Source organism: Leifsonia sp. Soil_N53 (genome assembly GCF_057655165.1).
Genome location: NZ_JBDGMM010000062.1, coordinates 117,441 through 138,228, shown reverse-complemented (window position 1 = coordinate 138,228; position 20,788 = coordinate 117,441). Strand labels below are relative to the sequence as shown.

At 69.7% G+C, this 20,788-nt stretch carries 19 protein-coding genes; 6 read left to right on the top strand and 13 right to left on the bottom strand.

Annotation, left to right across the window (positions count from 1 at the left end; all coding sequences use genetic code 11):
* Positions 1-3 precede the first annotated feature (3 nt).
* From AC3A3H_RS11975 to AC3A3H_RS11950, 6 genes are all read right to left on the bottom strand, one after another.
* Positions 4-873: a carbohydrate ABC transporter permease gene (locus tag AC3A3H_RS11975; protein ID WP_487614772.1), complete on the bottom strand. Its 870-nt coding sequence runs from the start codon at positions 871-873 to the stop codon at positions 4-6.
* The gene (locus AC3A3H_RS11970) at positions 870-1,826 is read right to left on the bottom strand and encodes a carbohydrate ABC transporter permease (RefSeq protein WP_487614771.1); all 957 of its coding nucleotides are present in this window, start codon (positions 1,824-1,826) and stop codon (positions 870-872) included. The genes AC3A3H_RS11975 and AC3A3H_RS11970 overlap by 4 nt, the downstream gene beginning before the upstream one ends.
* 121 nt (positions 1,827-1,947) lie before the next feature.
* Positions 1,948-3,297, bottom strand: coding sequence for an extracellular solute-binding protein (locus AC3A3H_RS11965; RefSeq protein ID WP_487614770.1), 1,350 nt, complete (start codon positions 3,295-3,297; stop codon positions 1,948-1,950).
* Between the two features lie 97 nt (positions 3,298-3,394).
* Positions 3,395-4,576 carry an ROK family protein gene (locus AC3A3H_RS11960; RefSeq protein WP_487614769.1) on the bottom strand — a complete coding sequence of 394 codons (1,182 nt, stop codon included), beginning with the start codon at positions 4,574-4,576 and terminating at the stop codon, positions 3,395-3,397.
* Between the two features lie 87 nt (positions 4,577-4,663).
* Positions 4,664-5,029: a cupin domain-containing protein gene (locus tag AC3A3H_RS11955; protein WP_487614768.1), complete on the bottom strand. Its 366-nt coding sequence runs from the start codon at positions 5,027-5,029 to the stop codon at positions 4,664-4,666.
* Positions 5,029-5,760, bottom strand: coding sequence for an alpha/beta fold hydrolase (locus AC3A3H_RS11950; RefSeq protein ID WP_487614767.1), 732 nt, complete (start codon positions 5,758-5,760; stop codon positions 5,029-5,031). Before AC3A3H_RS11950 ends, AC3A3H_RS11955 begins: the two co-directional genes overlap by 1 nt.
* A 160-nt stretch (positions 5,761-5,920) precedes the next feature.
* Between AC3A3H_RS11950 and AC3A3H_RS11945 the strand changes: the two genes are divergently transcribed.
* Positions 5,921-6,709, top strand: a complete 789-nt coding sequence (locus AC3A3H_RS11945; protein WP_487614766.1) for an SDR family NAD(P)-dependent oxidoreductase — start codon at positions 5,921-5,923, stop codon at positions 6,707-6,709.
* 102 nt (positions 6,710-6,811) lie between these two features.
* Here the strand turns inward: AC3A3H_RS11945 and AC3A3H_RS11940 are convergent, their stop codons facing one another.
* Positions 6,812-8,026, bottom strand: a complete 1,215-nt coding sequence (locus tag AC3A3H_RS11940; protein WP_487614765.1) for an NADP-dependent isocitrate dehydrogenase — start codon at positions 8,024-8,026, stop codon at positions 6,812-6,814.
* 149 nt (positions 8,027-8,175) lie between these two features.
* On the opposite strand from AC3A3H_RS11940, the gene AC3A3H_RS11935 reads away from it, so the two are divergent.
* The 3 genes from AC3A3H_RS11935 (at position 8,176) to AC3A3H_RS11925 (ending at position 9,476) form a co-directional block, all read left to right on the top strand.
* Positions 8,176-8,628, top strand: coding sequence for a GNAT family N-acetyltransferase (locus AC3A3H_RS11935; protein WP_487614764.1), 453 nt, complete (start codon positions 8,176-8,178; stop codon positions 8,626-8,628).
* The gene (locus AC3A3H_RS11930) at positions 8,612-8,962 is read left to right on the top strand and encodes an MGMT family protein (protein ID WP_487614763.1); all 351 of its coding nucleotides are present in this window, start codon (positions 8,612-8,614) and stop codon (positions 8,960-8,962) included. Before AC3A3H_RS11935 ends, AC3A3H_RS11930 begins: the two co-directional genes overlap by 17 nt.
* Before the next feature lie 85 nt (positions 8,963-9,047).
* Positions 9,048-9,476 (top strand): hypothetical protein, encoded by a 429-nt coding sequence (locus tag AC3A3H_RS11925; protein WP_487614762.1) that lies wholly within the window; start codon positions 9,048-9,050, stop codon positions 9,474-9,476.
* 27 nt (positions 9,477-9,503) lie between these two features.
* Here the strand turns inward: AC3A3H_RS11925 and AC3A3H_RS11920 are convergent, their stop codons facing one another.
* From AC3A3H_RS11920 to AC3A3H_RS11910, 3 genes are read right to left on the bottom strand one after another with little or no spacing between them, the layout of a single operon-like run.
* Positions 9,504-11,288 (bottom strand): sensor histidine kinase, encoded by a 1,785-nt coding sequence (locus tag AC3A3H_RS11920; protein WP_487614761.1) that lies wholly within the window; start codon positions 11,286-11,288, stop codon positions 9,504-9,506.
* 4 nt (positions 11,289-11,292) lie between these two features.
* Positions 11,293-12,000: a LuxR C-terminal-related transcriptional regulator gene (locus tag AC3A3H_RS11915; RefSeq protein ID WP_487614760.1), complete on the bottom strand. Its 708-nt coding sequence runs from the start codon at positions 11,998-12,000 to the stop codon at positions 11,293-11,295.
* Between the two features lie 4 nt (positions 12,001-12,004).
* On the bottom strand, positions 12,005-12,352 hold the full coding sequence (locus AC3A3H_RS11910; protein WP_487614759.1) for a response regulator: 348 nt from the start codon (positions 12,350-12,352) through the stop codon (positions 12,005-12,007).
* Positions 12,353-12,520: 168 nt separating this feature from the next.
* Here AC3A3H_RS11910 and AC3A3H_RS11905 point away from each other — a divergent pair, with 168 nt between their 5' ends.
* Positions 12,521-13,558 carry a type III PLP-dependent enzyme domain-containing protein gene (locus AC3A3H_RS11905; RefSeq protein WP_487614758.1) on the top strand — a complete coding sequence of 346 codons (1,038 nt, stop codon included), beginning with the start codon at positions 12,521-12,523 and terminating at the stop codon, positions 13,556-13,558.
* A gap of 142 nt (positions 13,559-13,700) precedes the next feature.
* Positions 13,701-15,401: a hypothetical protein gene (locus AC3A3H_RS11900; protein WP_487614757.1), complete on the top strand. Its 1,701-nt coding sequence runs from the start codon at positions 13,701-13,703 to the stop codon at positions 15,399-15,401.
* Between the two features lie 78 nt (positions 15,402-15,479).
* On the opposite strand, the gene AC3A3H_RS11895 is transcribed toward AC3A3H_RS11900, so the two are convergent.
* The 3 genes from AC3A3H_RS11895 to ddaH form a co-directional block, all read right to left on the bottom strand.
* Positions 15,480-17,294, bottom strand: a complete 1,815-nt coding sequence (locus AC3A3H_RS11895) for an ABC transporter ATP-binding protein (RefSeq protein WP_487614756.1) — start codon at positions 17,292-17,294, stop codon at positions 15,480-15,482.
* A complete protein-coding gene (locus AC3A3H_RS11890; RefSeq protein WP_487614755.1) occupies positions 17,291-19,135 on the bottom strand; it encodes an ABC transporter ATP-binding protein in 1,845 nt (614 codons plus the stop codon). Before AC3A3H_RS11890 ends, AC3A3H_RS11895 begins: the two co-directional genes overlap by 4 nt.
* 407 nt (positions 19,136-19,542) lie before the next feature.
* Positions 19,543-20,745, bottom strand: a complete 1,203-nt coding sequence (ddaH, locus tag AC3A3H_RS11885; RefSeq protein ID WP_487614754.1) for a dimethylargininase — start codon at positions 20,743-20,745, stop codon at positions 19,543-19,545.
* Positions 20,746-20,788 lie beyond the last annotated feature (43 nt).

Below are 20,788 nucleotides of genomic sequence, written 5' to 3'. Positions count from 1 at the left end.
CGCTCACCCCTTGACCGCCCCGCTGACCAGCCCGCTGGTCATGCGTCCCTGGACGATGAGGAAGAAGATGATGACGGGCACGGCCACGAGGGTGGAGGCCGCCATCACCTGGCCCCAGTCGGTTGCCCGCGACGCCGACTGCTGGATGAAGCCGCGCAGCCAGAGCGGCAGCGTCTGGCTGCTGTTCTCCTGCAGGATGACCAGCGCGACGGTGAACTCGTTCCAGGCCTGCAGGAACGCGTACACACCGGAGGCCACCAGACCGGGTGCGAGCAGCGGGAAGGTGATGCGCAGGAAGGCCTGGGTGCGGCTCAGCCCGTCCACCATCGCCGCCTCCTCCAGGTCGGCGGGGATGCCGGCGACGAAACCGCGGAGCATCCAGATCGTGAACGGCACGACCGCCGCGATGTAGATGATGCTGACGCCGATCACGGTGTTGAGGAGGCCGAGCGAGCCCATCAGCTTGTACTGCGCGATGAACAGGCCCTCGGCGGGGAGCATCTGGATGAGCAGCACGGCCAGCACGAACGAGGTGCGCCCGCGGAACCTGAACCGGCTGATGGCGAGCGCCGCGAGGAAGGCGAAGGCCAGGCAGAACACCACGGTGACCAGCGCGACGACCACGCTCATCCCGAGCGCCGGGAAGAACGTGCCGCCGTTGACGACCGCGGTGAAGTTGTCAAGCGAGCCGCCGAACGGCAGCCAAGTCGGGGTGGAGCTCTGCAGCACGACGTTCGGCAGCAGCGAGGAGTTGAGCATCCAGTAGACCGGGAAGACCCAGATCAGCCCGAGCACCACGGCGAGCGCACCGAGGAGGATGCGACCGGGACGGACCTTCTGCTTCAGCTTGCGGTCGCCGGCGACGGTGGTCATGACTGGTCCTCCTTGAGCAGGTGGCGGACGTAGAACCAGCTGAGCGCGATGGTCAGGATGAGGACGAACACCGAGACGGCGCTGGCCATCGCGAAGTCGCTCGCGCCGACGCCGAGCTGGTAGATGTAAGTGCCGAGGAGGTTGGTCTCGCTCGCGATGGAGCCCTTGTCCTGCAGCAGCTTGATCTGGGTGAACACCCGCAGGTCCCAGATGATCTGGAGGAGCAGCACGATCCCGAGCACCGGGCGGATCATCGGCAGGATGATGTACCGCAGTCGCTGGGGGCCCTTGGCGCCGTCCATCTGCGCGGCCTCCAGCACCTCGGTGGAGACCTGGGTGAGCCCGGCGTAGACCGAGAACGCCACGAAGGGAACGCTCATCCAGGTGACGATGACGCCGGCGACGAAGAAGAACGAGAGCGGGTTCTGCAGCCAGTTGTGGTTCTGGAAGTCCAGGCCCCAGGAGGTCAGGACGTTGTTGATCACGCCGCGGCGCCAGTCGAACAGCCAGTTCCAGACGGTCATCGCGGCGACGACGGGCATGGCCCAGGCGAGCAGCAGCGTGATCTGGAGGAAGATCCGCGGGAAGCGCGAGATACCTGACATCAGGAGGGCGAGGCCGACGCCGATGACGACGGTCACGGCAGCGGTGGTCAGGCAGAAGACGATGGAGCGCGCGACGACGACCCACATGTAGGAGTCGGAGAAGAGCGTGACGTAGTTGTCGAACCAGACGAACGGCGCCGGCCGGCCGAACTGCTGGGCGAGCCCGAAGTGTTGCATCGACGTGACGAGCTGCCAGACGATCGGGTAGCCGAGCGCGAGGAGCAGGATGAGGATGGCCGGCAGCAGCAGGCCGTAGGGGGTGAGCCGGCCTCGGCGCTTGCGCGGCGCGGACGGAGCGGGTGCGCTCGCGGTCGGCGGGGCGGTCACGGGTTCGCTGGTCGTGGTCACGGCGGTCCTCCTTCCGGGTGTGTAGGAAAAGTCTGGGGGCAGGAGCGAGGGCGCGGAAGGGGTGGTGCTGCTTCCGCGCCCTCGCCTGCTGGTGGTGCTAGGTGGTGCTAGGTGGAGCCGATCAGCCGTTCTTCACGTTGAGGAGCGCGTTGATCTTGGTGTCGTACTGCTGGGCGAGGCCCTTCAGGTCGGACGCGTCGCGGATCTTGGAGAAGAACTCCTCCATCACGTTGGCGGCCTCGACGGCGGCCCAGCCGGGTGCGGCCGGGGTGAGCTTCGAGTTGGAGGCCGACTCGATGAGCGCCTTCGCGAACTGGTCGTCGCCGAGCGAGGACATGTAGTCCGAGTTCGCCGGTCCCAGGCCGTTCTTGCCGAGCATCTCCTGGTACTCCTTGCTGAAGATGATCTTCATCAGCGTCTTGGCCAGACCCGGGTTCTTGGACTTGGCCGAGATGCCGATGTTGGAGCCGCCGGCGAAGACCGGAGCGGGCTTGCCGTCGTTGCCCGGCAGCACGTAGGTGCCGAACGTGTTGTCGTTCCAGGTGCGGACCGCCTTGCCGTCCTTGGTGGACAGGTCGCCGATCGACCAGTGCGCCCAGCCCGGGGCCATGATCGTGGCGGCGGCCAGCGAGGTGTCACCGGTCTTGTTGCCGTCGGCGTCCACCGTCTGGTCGGTGTCGTTCAGGTAGATGTACTGGTTCGAGTCCTTGGCGTCGTTCGGGGCCTTGGACGCGTTCTTGTAGATGTCCTGGAGCTGCTGGAGGCCCTTCAGCGAGTTCGCCGAGTCGAGCGTGGCGACCCACTTGGAGCCTTCCTTCTTGGCGATGTCACCGCCGTTGGCGAAGATCCAGGAGATCCCGTCGCGCCAGTCCTGACCACCGAGGAAGAAGCCGGAGAAGTTCGGGATCCCCTTCGGGTTCTTCGCCGTGATGTCGGCGACGGTGGTGTTGAACTGGTCGAGCGTGGTCGGGACGGTCGCGCCGGCTGCGCTGTAGACGTCCTTCCGGTAGAACATGTAGCGCGAGCCGAAGTAGTACGGCAGCGTGTAGTTCTTCCCATCGACCTTGCCCGCGTCGACGAAGGACGGCAGCAGCTTGTCGCCGCCGAGCTCCTTGTACATGTCGGAGATGTCGAGGAACGCGCCCACGTTGGTGAAGGTCGGCGACTGGGTGTTGCCCATCTCCGTCACGTCCGGCGTATTGTTCGCGTCCGGCAGCGAGGTGGTGAGCTTGGTGACGATGTCTCCCCAGTCCTGCTGCTCGATCTTGAGCGTCGCCCCGGTCTCCTTGTTGAACTCGGTCTTCAGGTAGTTGCGCAGTGCGTCCGGGGTGTCGGAGCCGACGAGCCACAGCGTGACCGTCTTGCCTTTCCCGTCCGTGCTCGGAGCCTCGGCTCCGCCTGAGGCGCATCCGGCGAGCACGAGAGCGGAAGCCGTAGCCACAGCGGCGAGGCCGACGAGCTTTCTCTTCATAGCTGTTCCCTTCATTGTGTTCGGGCTTTCTTGGTTGGTCGGTGTGTGCGGTCGCATACACCGTCGGTGCAGGGGTCGTGGATCGCGCGGTGCTGTGTTACGAGACCCCGAGTTGTCCGGACAGGACGAGTACGGCCGCGCCGCGCAGGACGATGTCCTGCCCCTGCGTGGTCATCCGGACCGCGAGGTCGGCGTGGTTCTCCGCCATCGTCCGGTTCCGGAGCGTGTGGATGGTCGCCTCGGCGAGGGGGCCATCGAGCAGATCGGTCGGGCCGCTCAGGACGAGCTCCGACAGGTTGAGGGCGCCGACCACCGGCGCCAGCGCGATGCCGAGCCGCTGCCCGGCCTCACGGAGGACGGGGGTCGCGTCGCGCCCCGCGGTCTCGGCCTCCCGGATGCCGCGCCGGAGCTGCGGCACGCTGAGCCAGTGCTCGAGCACCTGCTCGCGGGTGTAGGTCGCGTCGAGCCCGAGGTCGGTGCCGACCATGACCTGGCCGATCTCGCCGGCGGCGAAGTGGCTGCCGTAGACGAGCGTGCCGGCGATGATGAGGCCGGCGCCGATGCCGTGGCCGACGCGGATCAGCATCATGTCGCCCGTCGCGCCGCCGTAGCTGTGCTCTGCGAGCACGGCGGCGTTGGCGTCGTTGGCGACGACGACGGGGAGGCCGGTGAGCCGGTGCAGGTCGTCCTGCAGCCGCACGTCGGTCCAGCCGAGGTTGGGCGCGGTGAGGATGGTGCCGGTCAGGTCGACCACACCGGGCGAGCCGACGCCGATCCCCAGGATCGGGGCGGTGGCGGCGGCCACGAGTTGCTGCACGAGCGCGCGGACCTTGGCGACGGCCGTCTCGCCGGTCGCGGACTCCCCGTCTCCTTCTTCGAGCGACACCTCGGCCGTGGCGAGCAGCTCGCCGTCGAGGTCCATGACGGCCCCGCGGAAGCGGTCGTGGTCGCTGAGGTCGACGCCGACGATCTGGTGCGCTGTGCGGTCGATGTCGAGGAGGACGGCGGGCTTGCCCGGACGCGCGGACTCCCGCTGCCCGAGCTCGATCACGAGGCCCTCGGCGAGGAGCTCGGCGACCAGGTCGGAGATGGTGACGCGGGTGAGGCCGGTCTCCCTGGCCAGGTCGGCCCTGCTGCGCTCCCCCGAACGGTAGAGGGTCTGCAGCACGAGCGAGCGGTTGTGGCTGCGCGCGTGCTCCGGGAGCACCTTGGAGCGCGGACGGAGCGCCCTGCCGGGGCCGAGGCCGCCGGCGCTGCCGAGCACATCCGTTGTGGTCATGTTTGTTAGTAAAGCTTACGAACAAAAGAATTGCAAGCAGCGAAACGAACTTGTTACACGGAGAGCCCGACGTCCCCGCAGACCCGGCTAACCGTCGACGTGGACGAAACGCGCGAGCGGCTCATCCGCTCGGACGATGTAGGTGGAGAGCATCCGGCCGAGGCCGGGGCCGAGGTCCAGGGCGTCGTGCGGAGTGTCCGGCGGGATCAGGAACCCGTCGCCTGCGTGCAGGAGGAGGGTCTCGCGGTCCTGGATCCGCATTTCCACCGTGCCCTCCACGATGTAGCCGACCTCCTCGCCGGGATGGACGTGCCACCCGGACTCCACTCCCTCGGGGATCTCCGTGAGCACCTGCACGATCTCCCGCCCCGGGATCGAGGCGGGGGCGCGCTGCACCTCCGTGCGCTTCAGCCTCCCCGCCAGTTCGTCGGCCGGGAGGGCGTCCTCCGGCATCAGCCGACCGCGCGCAGCGCAGCGAGGATGACGTCCGCCACCCGCCGCGGCTGAGACACCATCACCAGGTGCGAGCCCTCCACCTGGGTGATGTCGGCCCCGGCGTGCTGCGCCATCTGCAGCACGACGTCCGCCCCCGCGGCCTTGTCGCCGGTGGCGACGACCGCCCACGACGGGAGGCTCTTCCAGGCCGGCACGCCGTTCCGCTCGTCGAAGCCCGACGCCGCGACCGGACGCTGCGAGGCGCCGAGGACAGCGGCCTGTGCGGCAGGGAGGTCTCCGGCGAACACCTGGGGGAAGTCCGCTGCGGCGACATACAGCTCCACCGCGGTCTCGTCGCCCGTCCCGACCGGGAAGTTCCGCGGCACGAGGGCCGACGCGAGCGCGCTGTCGCGCGAGGTTCCTTCGATCTCCCCCAGTGTCTGCCCCTCGTCGGGCGCGAAAGCCGCCACGTAGACGAGCCCTTTCACGTTCGCGAGACCGGTGGCGGCGTTCGTGATCACGGCGCCGCCGTAGGAGTGCCCCACCGCGAGCACCGGTCCGTCGATCTGCTCGATCACGCTCCGGATGTACGCCGAATCCGATCCGACGCCCCGCAGCGGATTCGACGGCGCGAGCACCGTCACACCCTCCGCCTGCAGCACCTCGGTGAGTGCCGCCCAACTGCCCGCATCCGCGAACGCCCCGTGCACCAGCACCACAGTGGTGCCGGCGTTCTCGTCATCTGTCATCGTGTCAACCTCGTCACACGCGCGACCCAGCGTGATTGCTCGCCGACGGGTCGCCGCTGAACGCCCGCCGGTGCCGGAAATCCGGACGATGGCAGCAGTGTACGACCGGGCCGGCCCGCTGGGGCGGTCGCGTGAGCAGCGGGAAGCTACACTCCACCTCGTGACCGACGCATCCCTTGCCCCCGCCCGCACCTCCTTCGACCTGACCGGCTCCCGCGCCCTCGTGACGGCTTCGAGCCGCGGCCTCGGCCGGGAGATCGCCCTCGAGCTCGCCGGCCAGGGCGCCGACGTGGTGCTCGGGGTGCGCGACCCGGACGGCTCGGCCGACCTGGTGGCGGAGCTGCAGGCGTTCGGAGTGACGGCGCGCGCCATCCGGATGGACGTGCTCGACCTCGACGGCGGCCGGGCCGCCATCGACGCGGTCACCGCCGAGCTCGGCCCGATCGACATCCTCGTGAACAACGCGGGCGGCGGGATCAACGCGCCCGCGATCGACGTCACCGAGGAGGACTTCGAGCGGGTCTGGCAGCTCAACACCCGGTCGACGTTCTTCCTCTCGCAGCACGTCGCGAAGAGCATGCGGGACAACGGCGGCGGCGCGATCGTGAACGTGGCATCGCAGGCTGGGCTCGTGGCCCTCCCGCTGGAGTCGTCCTACTGCACGGCGAAGGCCGCGGTCGTGCACCTCACCCGCTGCTTGGCGGTGGAGTGGGGCCGGTACGGCATCCGGGTCAACGCGGTGGCGCCGACATTCATCGAGACCGACGGGACCGCGGACGCGCTGTCCGACGAAGCGTTCCGCGCCGACACGATCGAGCGCATCGCGGCGCTGCACCGCATCGGAGTGCCGCGGGAGGTGTCGGGGGCGGTGGCGTTCCTGGCCTCGCCGGCGGCGTCGCTCGTCACCGGGCAGACGCTGGCGATCGACGGCGGGTGGACGGCGCGGTAATTCCGGAGTGCCGGCACGACAGGCAGCCGGAAACGCCGGAACTCCGGAGATCGACACCCGGATCGGGCGGATCTCCGGAGTTCCGGAGGGGGGCGGGATCGCTTACGCGACGCGCGTCTTCAGGTTCTCGCTGATCGCGTCGAGGAACTCCTCGGTGGTCAGGAACTTCTGCTCCGGGCCGACCAGGAGGGCGAGGTCCTTGGTCATCTTGCCCTCCTCGACCGTCTTCACCACGACGTCCTCAAGGGTGTGGGTGAAGTCGATGAGGTCCTGGTTGCCGTCGAGCTTGCCGCGGTGCGCGAGGCCGCGCGTCCAGGCGAAGATCGAGGCGATCGGGTTGGTGGAGGTCGGCTTGCCCTGCTGGTACTGGCGGTAGTGGCGGGTGACGGTGCCGTGCGCGGCCTCCGCCTCGACGACCGAGCCGTCCGGGGTGGTGAGCACGGAGGTCATCAGGCCGAGCGAGCCGAAGCCCTGCGCGACGGTGTCGGACTGCACGTCGCCGTCGTAGTTCTTGCAGGCCCAGACGTAGCCGCCCTCCCACTTGAGGCTGGAGGCGACCATGTCGTCGATCAGGCGGTGCTCGTAGGTGAGGCCGGCCGCGTCGAACTTCTCCTTGTACTCGGTGTCGAAGACCTCCTGGAACAGGTCCTTGAACCGGCCGTCGTAGGCCTTGAGGATCGTGTTCTTGGTCGACAGGTACACCGGGTACTGACGGTCGAGGCCGTAGTTGAACGACGCGCGGGCGAAGTCGCGGATGGACGCGTCCTGGTTGTACATGCCCATCGCGACGCCGGCGCCCGGAGCCTGATAGATCTCGAACGACTGGGCCTCGCCGCCGTCGGCGGGCTGGAAGCTCATCGTCAGCGTGCCGGGACCGTCGAAGGTGAAGTCGGTGGCGCGGTACTGGTCGCCGAAGGCGTGACGGCCGATGACGATCGGCTTGTTCCAGCCGGGCACGAGCCGCGGGATGTTCGAGATGATGATCGGCTCGCGGAACACGACGCCGCCGAGGATGTTTCGGATGGTGCCGTTCGGGCTCTTCCACATCTTCTTGAGGCCGAACTCCTCGACGCGGGCCTCGTCCGGGGTGATGGTCGCGCACTTGACGCCGACGCCGTGCTTCTGGATGGCGTGCGCCGCGTCGATCGTGATCTGGTCGTCGGTCTCGTCGCGCTTCTGGATGCCGAGGTCGTAGTACTCGAGGTTCACGTCGAGGTACGGGTGGATGAGGGAGTCCTTGATCGCCTTCCAGATGATCCGCGTCATCTCGTCGCCGTCGAGCTCGACGACCGTTCCATCAACCTTGATCTTGTCCACTGGTTCTCCTGAGGTCTGTGCCGTTTTTCAGCCGGAGACAGCTTACCCGAGATCAGCAACTATCTTGACATCGAGACAGTTTTGCCAGCCTCCGGTCAGCCGCACCCCGCTGACTATGCGAGGGTCGCGTCGCACGTTACCCTTTCGTTATGGCTGAGTTGAGACTGGAAGAGTTGAGCGCGAAGACCGTCGTGGCGGCGAATGCGCTCTCACTGAAGCCCGGCCAGGAGCAGTTCATCGCTCCCGTGTCGTACTCGGCCGCGGCCGCCGTCGCCGACCCCTCCACCTCGTGGCAGCGCGTCGTGCTCGACGGCGAGGACGTCGTGGGCTTCATCATGGGCGACTTCAACCCCTACGCCGAGCACGAGGAGTTCAAGGCGATCCTCTGGCGCATCAACGTCGACGCCGACGACCAGGGCCGCGGCATCGGCACCTTCGCGGTCAGAGCCCTCGCCGAGGAGGCCCGCAGCCGCGGCGTCGGCCGGCTCCACGTGATCTGGGAGTCGGGAGAGCTCGGGCCGGAGCAGTTCTTCCTCCGCACGGGCTTCAAGCCCATCGGCGAGACCCAGTACGGCGAGACCATCGGTGCCCTCGAGCTCTGACCCGGCGCCCGACCCCGGCGACGACGCCGCCGGCGACGACTTCGCCTCGCGCGTGCTCGCGGTCGTGGACAGCATCCCGCCCGGGCAGGTTATGACCTACGGGGATGTCGCGGCGGCGCTCGGCTCGCGCGCCGCGCGCATGGTCGGCCAGGTGATGGCGTACTACGGCGGGGGCGTGCCGTGGTGGCGGGTGGTGCGGGCGAGCGGCCACCCACCGGCGAACCACGAGCACATCGCTCTGGAGCACTACCGCACGGAGGGCACGCCGCTGCTGGGCGGCGGGAGGTCGCCGTATCGGGTGGATCTGAAGGCCGCACGACACGACGCGCGCTGAGATCATCCTCCCGATCGATGCGGGCGCTCAGCTTCATGGTGTTGACTGGACGGGTCTGTCCATGTGAATCCGTCCAGGAGCGTCCGTGCCCCGTACCCGTCGACTCGGCCTCGCCGTCGCCGCCGTCCCCCTCGTCGCCGCCCTCTCCGGGTGCTCGGTCGTGGCTGCGTTCACCCCGCACGTCGAGCCCGCGATCTACGACACGGCCAAGCAGTTCTACGCGGCGAACACCAAGCACCTCGGCTCGCCGACCTTCCTTCCCGACGACGCCACGGTCATCCGGGTCGACTATGACGCGCAGACGCGCGAGGCGATCATGACGTACACCTCGCCGACGGCGCTCAAGAAGGACGTCTGCAAGCAGTCGCAGAGTCCCGCGCCCAAGCCGACGATCCAGGATTCCTGGTGGCCCACCTCCGCGGCCCCGGCCACCTCCGCGTCGTGCCCGGGAGGCTGGAGCGCCTTCGCGGTCGCGACGCAGGTCTACGCCGTCCGGCCCGCGCCCGCCAAGTGACCGATCGAGCGCGCTGAGCACGCGCGCTCAGCTCCTGCTGTCCTCCGTCACCTGAGCCGGGACCACGAGCTCTACGATCGTGCCGAGGCCCGCGACCGACCGCACGTCGACGTGACCGCCGACCGTCTCCACCCGGTCGCGCAGGCCCTCCAGGCCGCCGCCCGGCTCGATCCGCGCGCCGCCGCGGCCGTCGTCCTTCACGACCACGTTCACGTCGTCGCCGGCCCGGGACACCAGCACGGCGCAGTTGCGGGCGCCCGCGTGCTTGGCGGCGTTCGCGAGGCACTCCGAGACGCAGTAGTAGATGGTCTCCTCGACCACGTCGGGCAAGCGTTCCGCCAGGTCCACGCGCACTTCGACGGGGGTGGTGTTCCGCTGGGCGAGCTCCTCGATCGCCGAGCGGAGGTCGCCGTCGGTCAGGACCGTCGGGTGGATGCCGCGGGCGAGCTCGCGCAGCTCCCTGAGCGCGTCCGCGAGCTGCGCCGACGCCTTCTCCAGGTCGCCGACGAGCTCCGGCTGCCCGGCCGCGGCGGCCTTGGTCGCGGCGATGCGGAGGCCGATCGCCAGTGAGACCAGCTGCTGCTGCGACCCGTCGTGCAGGTCGCGCTCCAGCCGGCGACGGGCGAGGTAGCCCTCCTCAACGATGCGCAGGCGCGACTCCCGCAGCTCCTGGATGGTCCGCTCCAGCCGGGCGCGCAGCCGGTCGTTGTCGACCGAGAGCAGCAGCGCGGACGAGACGGCGTCCAGCAGCCGGTCGTCCTGGCCGAGCGCCACGTCGTGCTCGATCAACGCGATCGGGCCCTGGTCGGAGTCGATCGCGATCGTCGACCGGCCGGGGCGCTCCAGGCGGTCCTCGTCGGGCACCGGGTCACCGCCGGAGGTGCGGTAGGCCCGCCGGTGCTCGTCCCACCAGAAGACCCGGAGCGAGCTGTCGTGGAGCGTACGGGCGAGGCTGGACTCCCAGAGCGCTCTGTCCACCTTGTCGCGCGCGACGATGACCAGGTCGGCCACCCGCGACCGCAGCCCCCTCGCATAGAACACACCGCCCACGAACGCCGGCGGGATGAGCGCGATCGCGATGGGCGGGACGAACTGCAGCCAGCCGCTGTTCCAGCCGGTCGCGAAGCTGATCGAGTCCTGCAGCGTGCCGTAGCACCAGAGCAGCAGGGCGAGCGGCATCACGAACGACACCCGCCGGGCCGGGAGGGTGCTCGTCACCCAGCGCACCGCCAGCCGGCCGGCCACGGTGAGGAGCAGGACGACGCCGACGACGCGCCACGCGACCCCGAGCCAGAAGTCCGCGTCCGGGCTGGGCAGGATGGCGTACGCGTTGGTCACGCAGCCGCAGTCGGCCGCCGGAGGCGACGAGAACAGCAGGATGCCGAGGAAGCGCACCAGGAAGGCGCCACTCAGGGTGTACGCCACGACGCGGTCGAACCGGGAGACGAGGCGGCCGGTGGGATACGTGAGCACCAGGATGCCGACCAGCACCGCCCACAGGTCGGTCACGCCGTCCACCAGGGGCCACAGCCAGCCGCGATCGCGGACGAGCGGATACCAGGCGCCTGCGGCCCAGAAGAACGCAGCGCCCACCATCAGCCAGCCGGGCACTGCGCTCCGGATCGCCCGCCAGGCGATGACCGCGCAGACGACATAGTCCACCGAAACCGCCACGAAGACGATGGCCCAGCCCAGGCCCTGCGGGCGCGGGCCGTAGTCGCCGGTGATCGCGCTGAAGACCTGCGCCAGCACGTTGAGGGCGACCGTGACCGTGACGGCGGCGGCCCGCAGCCAGAGGCGCCCGGCCGACATGGCCTCAGGCGTCCCGGCCGAGGAAGCGCAGCACCGCGAGCACGCGCCGATGGCCTTCGGTGGTCTCCTCGATGTCCAGCTTGTTCATGATGTGGCCGATGTGCGACTCGACCGTGCGGAGGCTGAGGTGCAGCGCCGCGGCGATGCCCGCGTTGGAGAGCCCCTCCGCCATCAGCCGGAGCACGTCGACCTCCCGCGACGACAGCGTCTCGACCGCCGCCTGCGTGGATCGCGCGGAGACGAGCGCCTGCACGACCTCCGGGTCCACGACGGACCCGCCTGCCGCGACCGTGCGCACGGCGGTGACGAGTGTGTCGGCGTCGGCGACCCGGTCCTTCAGGAGGTAGCCGGTGCCGCTGCCCGCGCTCATGGCCCGGATCGCGTACGCGGCGGTCGTGTACATCGAGAGCAGCAGGACGCCGACATCCGACCCCGAGGCGCGCAGCGTCTCGAGAGCGCGGAGGCCCTCGTCGGTGTGCGTCGGCGGCATCTTGATGTCGAGCACGACGGCGTCGATCCGGTCGTCGGCGTCCGCGTCCTGGGCGTCGCGCGCGTCCAGCATCCCGAGGAGCTGCTCGGCGGTGTCCACCGAGGCCACGACCTCCACACCCCCCGCGCGCAGGATCTGCCCGATCCCCTCGCGGAGCAGCACGGCGTCGTCGGCGACTGCCACCCGGAGCGGACGGGCACCCGAGTTGTCTACCCCGACCACGCGCTTACCTTAGCAGGCTGCGAATCGCCTCACCGCTCAGTTCCGCTTTGGTGATGAAGCCGTCGGCCCCGCTGTCCGACACGCGCGTGCCGTAGTCGCGCAGCGAGCGGCTCGACGTGAGCACGACGGCGGCCCCGGTCGCGTGCATCGCGGTCACCAGATCGAACCCGTTGGCGTCGGGGAGGCCGACGTCCAGCAGCACCAGGTCGGGTGCGAGGGTACGGCTGAGCTCGACGCCGCCGGCGCCGGTCTCGGCGTCCCCGACGACGGAGAAGCGCTCCAGGGTGAGGAGCTCGGCAGCCTGAGCCCGGAACCGTGCGTGGTCGTCGACGATCACAACACGGAGGCACATGCCTCGATTCTCTCCGGGCGCCGCCGCGGACCGCATCCGTGCCAGCACGCATCGGCGAACGGGTGGCCCCCCGGATGCGGGCCTCCGGCGGTCAGGAGCAGGATATGAGACAAGCTCAGCGAGGCCGGGAGCCCGACCCGGCGAAGCCGAAGACCCGAGGAGAACGCGATGTCCGCCGCAACCCGAACCGCCGACCCGAACGGCGCCGCCCGAACGGCAGCCGAGGCGCTCGCGGCGGACTTCGGCATTCTCCCTCTCGTCGTCCTCGACCTCGACCGCGCGCGGCGCCAGTACACGGCGCTACGGGAGGCCTTCCCCTGGGTCGACGTGCTCTACGACGTCAGCGCCCTCGCCCACCCCCGCCTGCTGGCGGCGGTCGCGGACGCGGACGGCGGCTTCGCCGTGACCCACGACGGGGCCCTCCCCGCCCTCCGTTCCGCCGGCGCGGGCGGTCGTCATATCCTCCACGCCACGCCTGTCGCCCATCCGCACGAGATGCGCGCGGCGTACGACGCCGGCGTGCGGCACTTCGTCGTCGACGGCACGCGTGCGGTGGAGGCGTTCGCCGGGGCGCCGGACGACCTGCGCGTCGTCCTCCGGCTGCGGCCCGAGGCCTCCGCCCGGCCCGCCCACCGCGCCGCAGATGGGATGACCGCGGACGGGACGCTGAACGCGGCCAGGGCAGCGCGCGGCCTCGGCATCCGGATCGCCGGTCTCTCGCTCACCCTTCCGCACAACGCCGGCCCCGCCGAGTACGTGGCCGAGATCGTCCGCGCGATCGGCGTCGCCGCCGACATCGAGGCGGCGACCGGCTTCCGGCTCCGCATCCTCGACCTGGGCGACGGCTTCCCCGGCCGCAGCGGCGACCGTCCCGCCGAGCGGGCCGAGCTGGCCCGTGCGATCCGCGGGATCGTCGCGCCCGCGACCTCCGGCGTGACGGTGACCGCCACCGCCGGCCGCGCGGTCACCGCGGGCTGCGTGGCCATCGTCGAGGGTGACAGCCGGCGCGAGGCCGATCCGGCGGCCGCAGGTGAGCTGATCGACGCCGGCGCGGAGGTCGTGGTGCTCGACACCCTTGGCTCGCCGCTGCGCCGCATCCCACTCTTGCGCGGGCCGCTCTCGCGCGTGCCACTCGTGCGCGGCCCGTCACCCCGCGGCGACGGCGGCTCCGAGCACCGGACCTTCCGGAGGGCGCCGCGCAGCTGATCCCACAGACCTGGCCGGCGACGGGCCGTCAACCCAACCCGTATCCAACCCCTTGGCCCGCACCGACCACGGCGACAAGCCCCGGACATCCGAGAGCGTCCGGGGCTTGTCTGCGCTGTCGTGTATCGTGTGGGATGTGACATTGAAACACGCTCTCATGACGATCGCCGCGCTGAGCATCTCGGCGGTGGGCGCCACCGCTGTGTCGGTGCCCGCGACGGCCTCCGCTCCCCTCTACACGATCACCGGCGTGGCCTTCCACGACGCCGACCGCGACGGCGCCTTCTCACTCGGCGACCTCCCCCTCGCCAAGGCCACCGTGGAGCTCTACGGCAGCGCGGAGGACGCGGCGGCGCGCACCGGCGGACTGCGCACGGTTACGACGAACGCCCTCGGCGTCTACACGGCCGCCAAGCTCCCCGCCGGCACCTACTATGCCGCGGCGAGCGCTGCCGGCTACCGCTCCAGCGCCGTTTCCGAGACGACCGTCCAGGGCCTCGCACTGGTCGGCGTCGCCGACGTCGCGGCGACCAAGCAGACGGACATCACGGCGACGGTGTTCGACGACAGCAACGGCAACGGGCTGCGCGACACCGGCGAGCGCAACCTCGACGGCAAAACCCTGATCTTCATCGACGTGCTCGCGACCAAGAAGGCCATCGAGGACGGCTCGCTCGCCTCGATCGACGTCGGGTCCGCGATCGCCGGCGCCCTGGGCGGTTCGCTCGACCTCGGCGACGCCATCCGGTTCCGCACCACGTCGAACGGCCAGCCACTCGACTTCTCCGACGTCCCGGAGGGCGCCTACGTCGTGATGCGCTCGCCGTTCAACCTGACGATCGGCGACCTCCTCGCGAACACCTCCCGCGTCACGGCGCTCATCGACCTGATCGGGTCGGGCAGTGCGGACGCCCTTCTCGCGATGGATCCGTCGCTCCTGTCGACCGGCGACATCAGCAGCACGCCGCGCAACGAGTACCTCCAGAAGCTCGCCTCCGGGCTCTCCCGGGCGGTCGCGGTGGTCGACGAGGTCGACACGGAGAAGCTGCTCGGGGCCGACGCGTCCGGGCAGCTCGGCGCCGTCACCGGCACGGTCTCCATGGCGGCCGGTCTGATCTCCGGCATACCGGCCACCCACTTCGCCGTGGTCGACCACTGGGGCACGAGCTACCAGCTCACGGACCTGAAGGTGAAGAAGACCACGGACTTCCTCTTCGGCGTCCGCCAGCCGGTCAGTATCACCGGCACCGTGTTCAACGACGCCAATGCGAACGGCAAGAAGGACGGCCTGGAGACCTCCGACTCGGTCACCCTGACCGCCTACCGCGCCGACGGCTCCGTCCTCGGCTCCATGAGCACACCGTCATTGCTCGGTTCGTACAAGCTGGGCGGCCTCCCCTACGACACCGACATCTACCTGGCGCTGAGCGGCACGGCCAAGACACCGTCGGTCCGCTACTCGGGCGTTGTGCCCGCAGCCCTCGCCGACGTGACGCTGGTCGGGTCCTACCGCCTCGCGGGTGACGAGACACTCAACTCCGTCTCGCAGAACATCGGTCTCGCGACGCTGACCCCTCCGGCCACGAGCGTCGGCGCCGTCTCGGCGTCGGGCACGGCGACGCTCACGCTGACGAACAAGACGTCGGCGGTCGTGAGCATCGCGTACAGCGTCAACGGTGGCGCGAGCGCGGAGTCGACCGTCCCCGCCAAGCCCCTGATCGGGTCGGCCGGGACGCGCGCCATCACTCTCACCGGGCTGACTCCCGGTGAGAACATCGTGACGATCGACTGGTCGACCGGCGTCTACGACGGCGGCGCCCTGACCGTCACGGTCGTGCGCTGACGCTGCTCGTCCTCTGCGGACAGCACGAAGGCCCCGGAAGGATCGATCCTTCCGGGGCCTCCGTCGTCCCGCGGGGGCTCAGACCAGCGAGTCCCGCCACGCCGCGTGCAGTTGGGCGAACCGCCCCGTGCCCGCGATGAGCTCGTCGGGCGAGCCGTCCTCCACCACCCGGCCGTGCTCCATGACGAGCACCCGGTCCGCAATCGCCACCGTCGACAGACGGTGGGCGATGATCACGGCGGTGCGGTCGGCGAGCAGGGTCTGCAGCGCCTCCTGCACCAGGCGCTCGCTCGGGATGTCGAGCGAGCTGGTCGCCTCGTCCAGGATGAGCACCGCCGGGTTCGCCAGGAACGCCCGCGCGAACGAGATCAGCTGCCGCTGGCCTGCGGAGACCCGGCCGCCGCGCTTGTTCACGTCGGTGTCGTAGCCGTTCGGCAGGCCCGCGATGAACTCGTGGGCGCCGACCGCGATCGCGGCCTCCTCGACCTCCTCGCGCGTCGCGTCCGGCTTGCCGAGCGCGATGTTCTCGGCGACCGAGCCGCTGAACAGGTACGCCTCCTGGGTGACCATGACGATCGCGCGCCGCAGATCCTTCGGGTGGATGTCCCGCAGGTCAACGCCGTCGAGCGTGACGGCGCCCTCACTCGGGTCGTAGAACCGCGAGATCAGCTTGGCCAGCGTCGACTTGCCCGCTCCCGTCGAGCCCACCAGCGCGACCGTCTGCCCTGCCGGGATGTCCAGGCTGAACTCCGGCAGGATGACGCGGTCGCGCTTGTAGGCGAAGGTGACGTCGTCGAAGCGCACGTGGCCCTCCGCCGTCCACAGGTCGGTCGGCTGCACCGGATCCGGCACGCTCGGCTCCTCCTCCAGGACGCCAGAGATCTTCTCGAGCGCCGCGGCGGCCGACTGGTAGGAGTTGTAGAACATCGCCATCTCCTCCATCGGGTCGAAGAACCGGCGGGTGTAGAGCAGCGTCGCGAGCAGCACGCCGATCGCGAGCTGACCGTCGGCGACCCGGAAGCCGCCGACGAGCAGCACGGCGCCGACCGTCACGTTGCCGATCATCACCAAGCCGGGGTCGAAGATCCCGAACAGCTGGATGACGCGCGCGTTCACGTCGCGGTAGTCCTCGACGAGGCCGCCGAACTCCTTCTCGTTGCGCTTCTCCTTGCGGAACGCCTTGACCGCGCGGATGCCGGTCATGCTCTCCACGAAGTGCACGATCAGCTTGGCCGACGCCACCCGCGAGATGCGGAACAGCACCTGCGAGCGCTTCTGGAACCAGCGGGTCAGCAGGTACAGCGGAAGCAGCGAGCACAGCAGCACCACGCCGCTCACCCAGTCGAGCCAGAACAGCGCGATCGCGATGAACAGCATGTACAGGAAGCCCTGCACGAGCTGGTTGATGCCCGAGTCCAGCAGCTCGCGGATGGAGTCCAGGTCGCTCGTCTGCCGCGAGATGATGCGGCCGGACGTGTACGACTCGTGGAACTCCAGCGAGAGCTTCTGGGTGTGCAGGAACACCCGCTTGCGCAGGTCGATCAGGATCGCCTGGCTGATCCGCGCGCTCAGGACCGTGTACCAGGCGATCAGCACGGCGCCGATGACGCCGGTGAACAGGTACGCGATGCCCGCGGCGGCGACCGGGAGCCAGTTCTGGTTCTGCAGTGCCGTGATGCCGTTGTCGATGCCGAACGCGATGATCGCAGGTCCCGCGACCTGGCCCGCCGTGCTTACCACGACGACGATCGCGGTCAGCACCAGCCGCGTGCGCAGCGGGTGCAGCAGCGAGCCGAGCAGTCGGAGCGAGCGCCGGCGGATCTGCCGGCTCTCCTCCTTGCTGAGGTCGTTGCGCTCTTCGCCTTCGACGCCCAGGACGGTCGCGGTGCTCACAGGTTCACCTCCTGAAGGATCTCCTCGTCGCGGTCCTCTTCGAGGGAGGACAGGACGAATCGGTAGTGCTCGTTGGTCGCGAGCAGGTCGTGGTGGGTGCCGACGGCCGTGACCCGGCCGTCCTCCAGCAGCGCCACCCGGTCGGCCAGCGTCACCGTCGACGGACGGTGCGCGACGACCAGGGCGGTCGTGGCGGCGAGGACCCGGCGGAGGGCGGCCTCCACCAGCGCCTCGGTGTCGACGTCCAGCGCGGACAGCGGGTCGTCCAGCACCAGGATGCTGGGCGCCGCGGCCACGGCGCGCGCGAGCGCGAGCCGCTGACGCTGGCCGCCGGAGAGGCTGAGCCCCTCCTCGCCGACCTTCGTCTCGACGCCCTCCGGCAGCTCGTACACGAAGCCGGCCTGCGCGATCTCGAGCGCCTCGGTCAGGATCCGCTCCGCCTCCGCGGAGGTCGGGTCGAGCCCGTCGCGGCCGAGCAGCACGTTGTCGCGCACGGAGGCCGAGAACAGCGTCGCGTCCTCGAACGCCATGGCGATCGCCTGCCGCAGGTCGTAGCGGGTGAGGTCGCGCACGTCCACACCGTCCACCTTCACCGCGCCGCCGGTCACGTCGTACAGGCGGGTGGTGAGCGCGGTCAGCGTCGACTTGCCGCTTCCGGTGAGTCCGACCAGCGCCATCGTCTCCCCCGGCCGGACCGTGAGGTCGATGCCGTTGAGGAGGTCGGGGAAGCGCTCGGGCGAGTCCTGGTAGCGGAAGTGCACGTCGTCGAAGACGAGCTCGCCGCGGGGCTCCGCGATGCGCTTCGGCTCCGCGGGGTCGGTGATCGTGTTGACCTCATCCATGACCTCGAAGAAGCGGTCGGCCGCGGTGCGCGTGTCGAACGTCATCGAGAGCAGGAAGCCGATCGACTCGATCGGGAAGCGCAGCACGGTCGCGGTCGCGAAGAACGCGACCAGCTCGCCGACCGTCAGCTCGCCCTGCGCGGCCAGCCAGACACCGACCACGAGGCAGATGCCGAACGCCACGTCGGGGATGAGCAGCAGCCACAGCCAGATGCCGGCGATGGCCTTCGCCTTTTCGATCTCCGTGCCGCGCAGCGCCTCCGCCTGCGACTCGAACTTCTTCAGCGCGTGCTTGCCGCGGCCGAACGCCTTGAGGACGCGGATGCCGTGCACCGACTCCTCGACGGCGGTCGCGAGGTCGCCCGCCTGGTCCTGGCTGCGGCGCGCGACGATCGAGTACTTCTTCTCGAAGACGAAGCCGTAGATCCACAGCGGCACGGACAGCACCAGGAAGATGGTGCCGAGGATCCAGTTCCAGCTGATCAGGATGCCGAAGCCGACGATGATGGTGACCACGTTGACGACGAGCAGCACGATGCCGAACGACAGCCAGCGCCGGATCAGGCTCAGGTCGCTGACGGCGCGCGACAGCAGCTGGCCGCTCGGCCAGCGGTCGTGGAACGCGACGGGCAGGTCCTGCAGCTTCGCGTACAGGGCGTTGCGCATCCGCGCCTCGACGTGGGTGCCCGGGGTGAGCACGAACCAGCGCCGGAGCGAGATGAACACCGCCTCCGCGGCCCCGAGCCCGACGACGAGCAGCGCGGCCGGCCAGACGGCCGCGGGGTCTCCCGTGGAGAGCGGGCCGTCGACGAGCCAGCGCAGCACCTGCGGGATGCTGAGCGCCACGAGGCTTGCCAGGAGCGCGGCGACCATGCCGAGCAGGATGCGGGGTGCCGCCGAGGTGGCGAACGGCAGGATGCGGAGCAGGGTGCGCACGGTCCCCGAGCGCTTCTTCTCTTCTCTTTGAGGTGGGTGCTGATGGCTTTCAGCGATAGACATGAGTTCCGTTTTCTCTTGAGTGCGTTTCTTGACTTCTGTTGGTTCGCCGGGTCGGCTCCGACCCGACGGGCGTGCTGAGAGGTCGCCAAAGGGATGCGTCCACGCGAACGTGACGTGCCAGGGCCACGGATGCCCTGTGCGGGTGCCGGCGACGATCAGCCGGAAGCGCGTACCTGCCTGGGACCTACCAGGCGGGGGCCGGCTCCGGGGACGCGTACGCGGCGGCGACGAGCCCGAACACGGTCACGGTTCGTGTGTTCTCAGTCGTTGTCATGGCGTCCTCCCAGTAGCCCGATGCGTCTTCCGAATGCTGCGACAAGGCAGCCCTACAGGCTATTCCCAGAACAGGGGTGAACGCAAGAGAATTTTCAGAAGGATTCGTGACGAATGTCGACGAATGCCCGAGCTCAGCGGATGCGGATCGAGAGGCAGGTGACGCAGCCCTCGAGCTTCTCGAATTCCGAGATGTCGACCTGCACGACCGTGTAGCCGAGGTCCTCGACCAGCGCGACGGAGCCCGGCGCCGACGACGACATCAGCACGGTCTGGGGGTCGAGGACGACCACCGCGGTGCCGTGCGCCTCCGGGACCGGCAGGAAGCGCTCGAAGATCCGCGGGTCGTCCACGATCGGCTCGTAGCCGATCACGGTGCCATCCGGCAGTGCGGTCACGGCGGTCTTGAGGTGCAGCGCCTTGGTGACCGGGACGGCGACCACGGTGTAGCCGAGCGGCGCGACGAGGGCGCGGAGCTGGCGGATGCCCTCCGCGTTCGTGCGGCCGCCGCGGCCGACGTAGACGGTGTCGCCGACCTTGAGGACGTCGCCGCCGTCGAGCGTGCCCGGCTCCTCGATGCGCTCCAGGCGGAGGCCCTGGGCACGCAGCGCCGCCTCGGTGCCCGCGATCTCGGGGCGACGCGAGTCGGCGCCGGGGCGGGTGATCACGGCCGTGTCGCCGAAGAGCACGGCGGTGTCCTCCACGAACACGGAGTCGGCGAGCTGGTCGGCGCTGGCGACCTCCACGGTCTGCCAGCCGGCGGCGGAGAGGGCGGCGACGTAGTCGTCCCACTGCTTATCCGCGAGCTCGCGGTCGACGGCCTCCCGCTCGATGTGGGTGACCAGGCCCTCGGCGAGGTTGCCGGCGGGGATGCGCACCAGCGCGATCTTGCGGGCGGTCTCCCCGCCTTGCGCCTCGATGGCGCCGAAGACGGCGTAACCGGCCGTGGGGAAGGCGATCGCGATCGCGAGCCAGAACGGGAGGTTGACGGAGATGAACGACTGCGCGATCTGGCCCCACGCCGCGCCGTTGATCGGAGCGTTCAGGGTGGAGAACAGGACGAGCATCCCGACCACCGTGCTCACGAGCGCGACCAGGATGCCGGCGACGACCGCGATCCAGCGCCGGTCCATGCCCCCGAGGAGCGCCGCCACCGCCGCGAGGACGAACGCGGCGAGCGTCGGCCAGACCACGTAGGTCGTGATGCTCCCCAGCGCAGCGGAGTTGAGCTGGTTCGCGACCAGCAGCACGATGGTGCCCGCGACGAGGCCGATGGCGGCCACGGCGACGGCGGACACGAGGGAGGCGATGAGCCGGCGGGCCCAGGAGGAGGTCATGAGACCCAACCCTATCCGACGGTTTCTATGCGAAAGCTGCCAT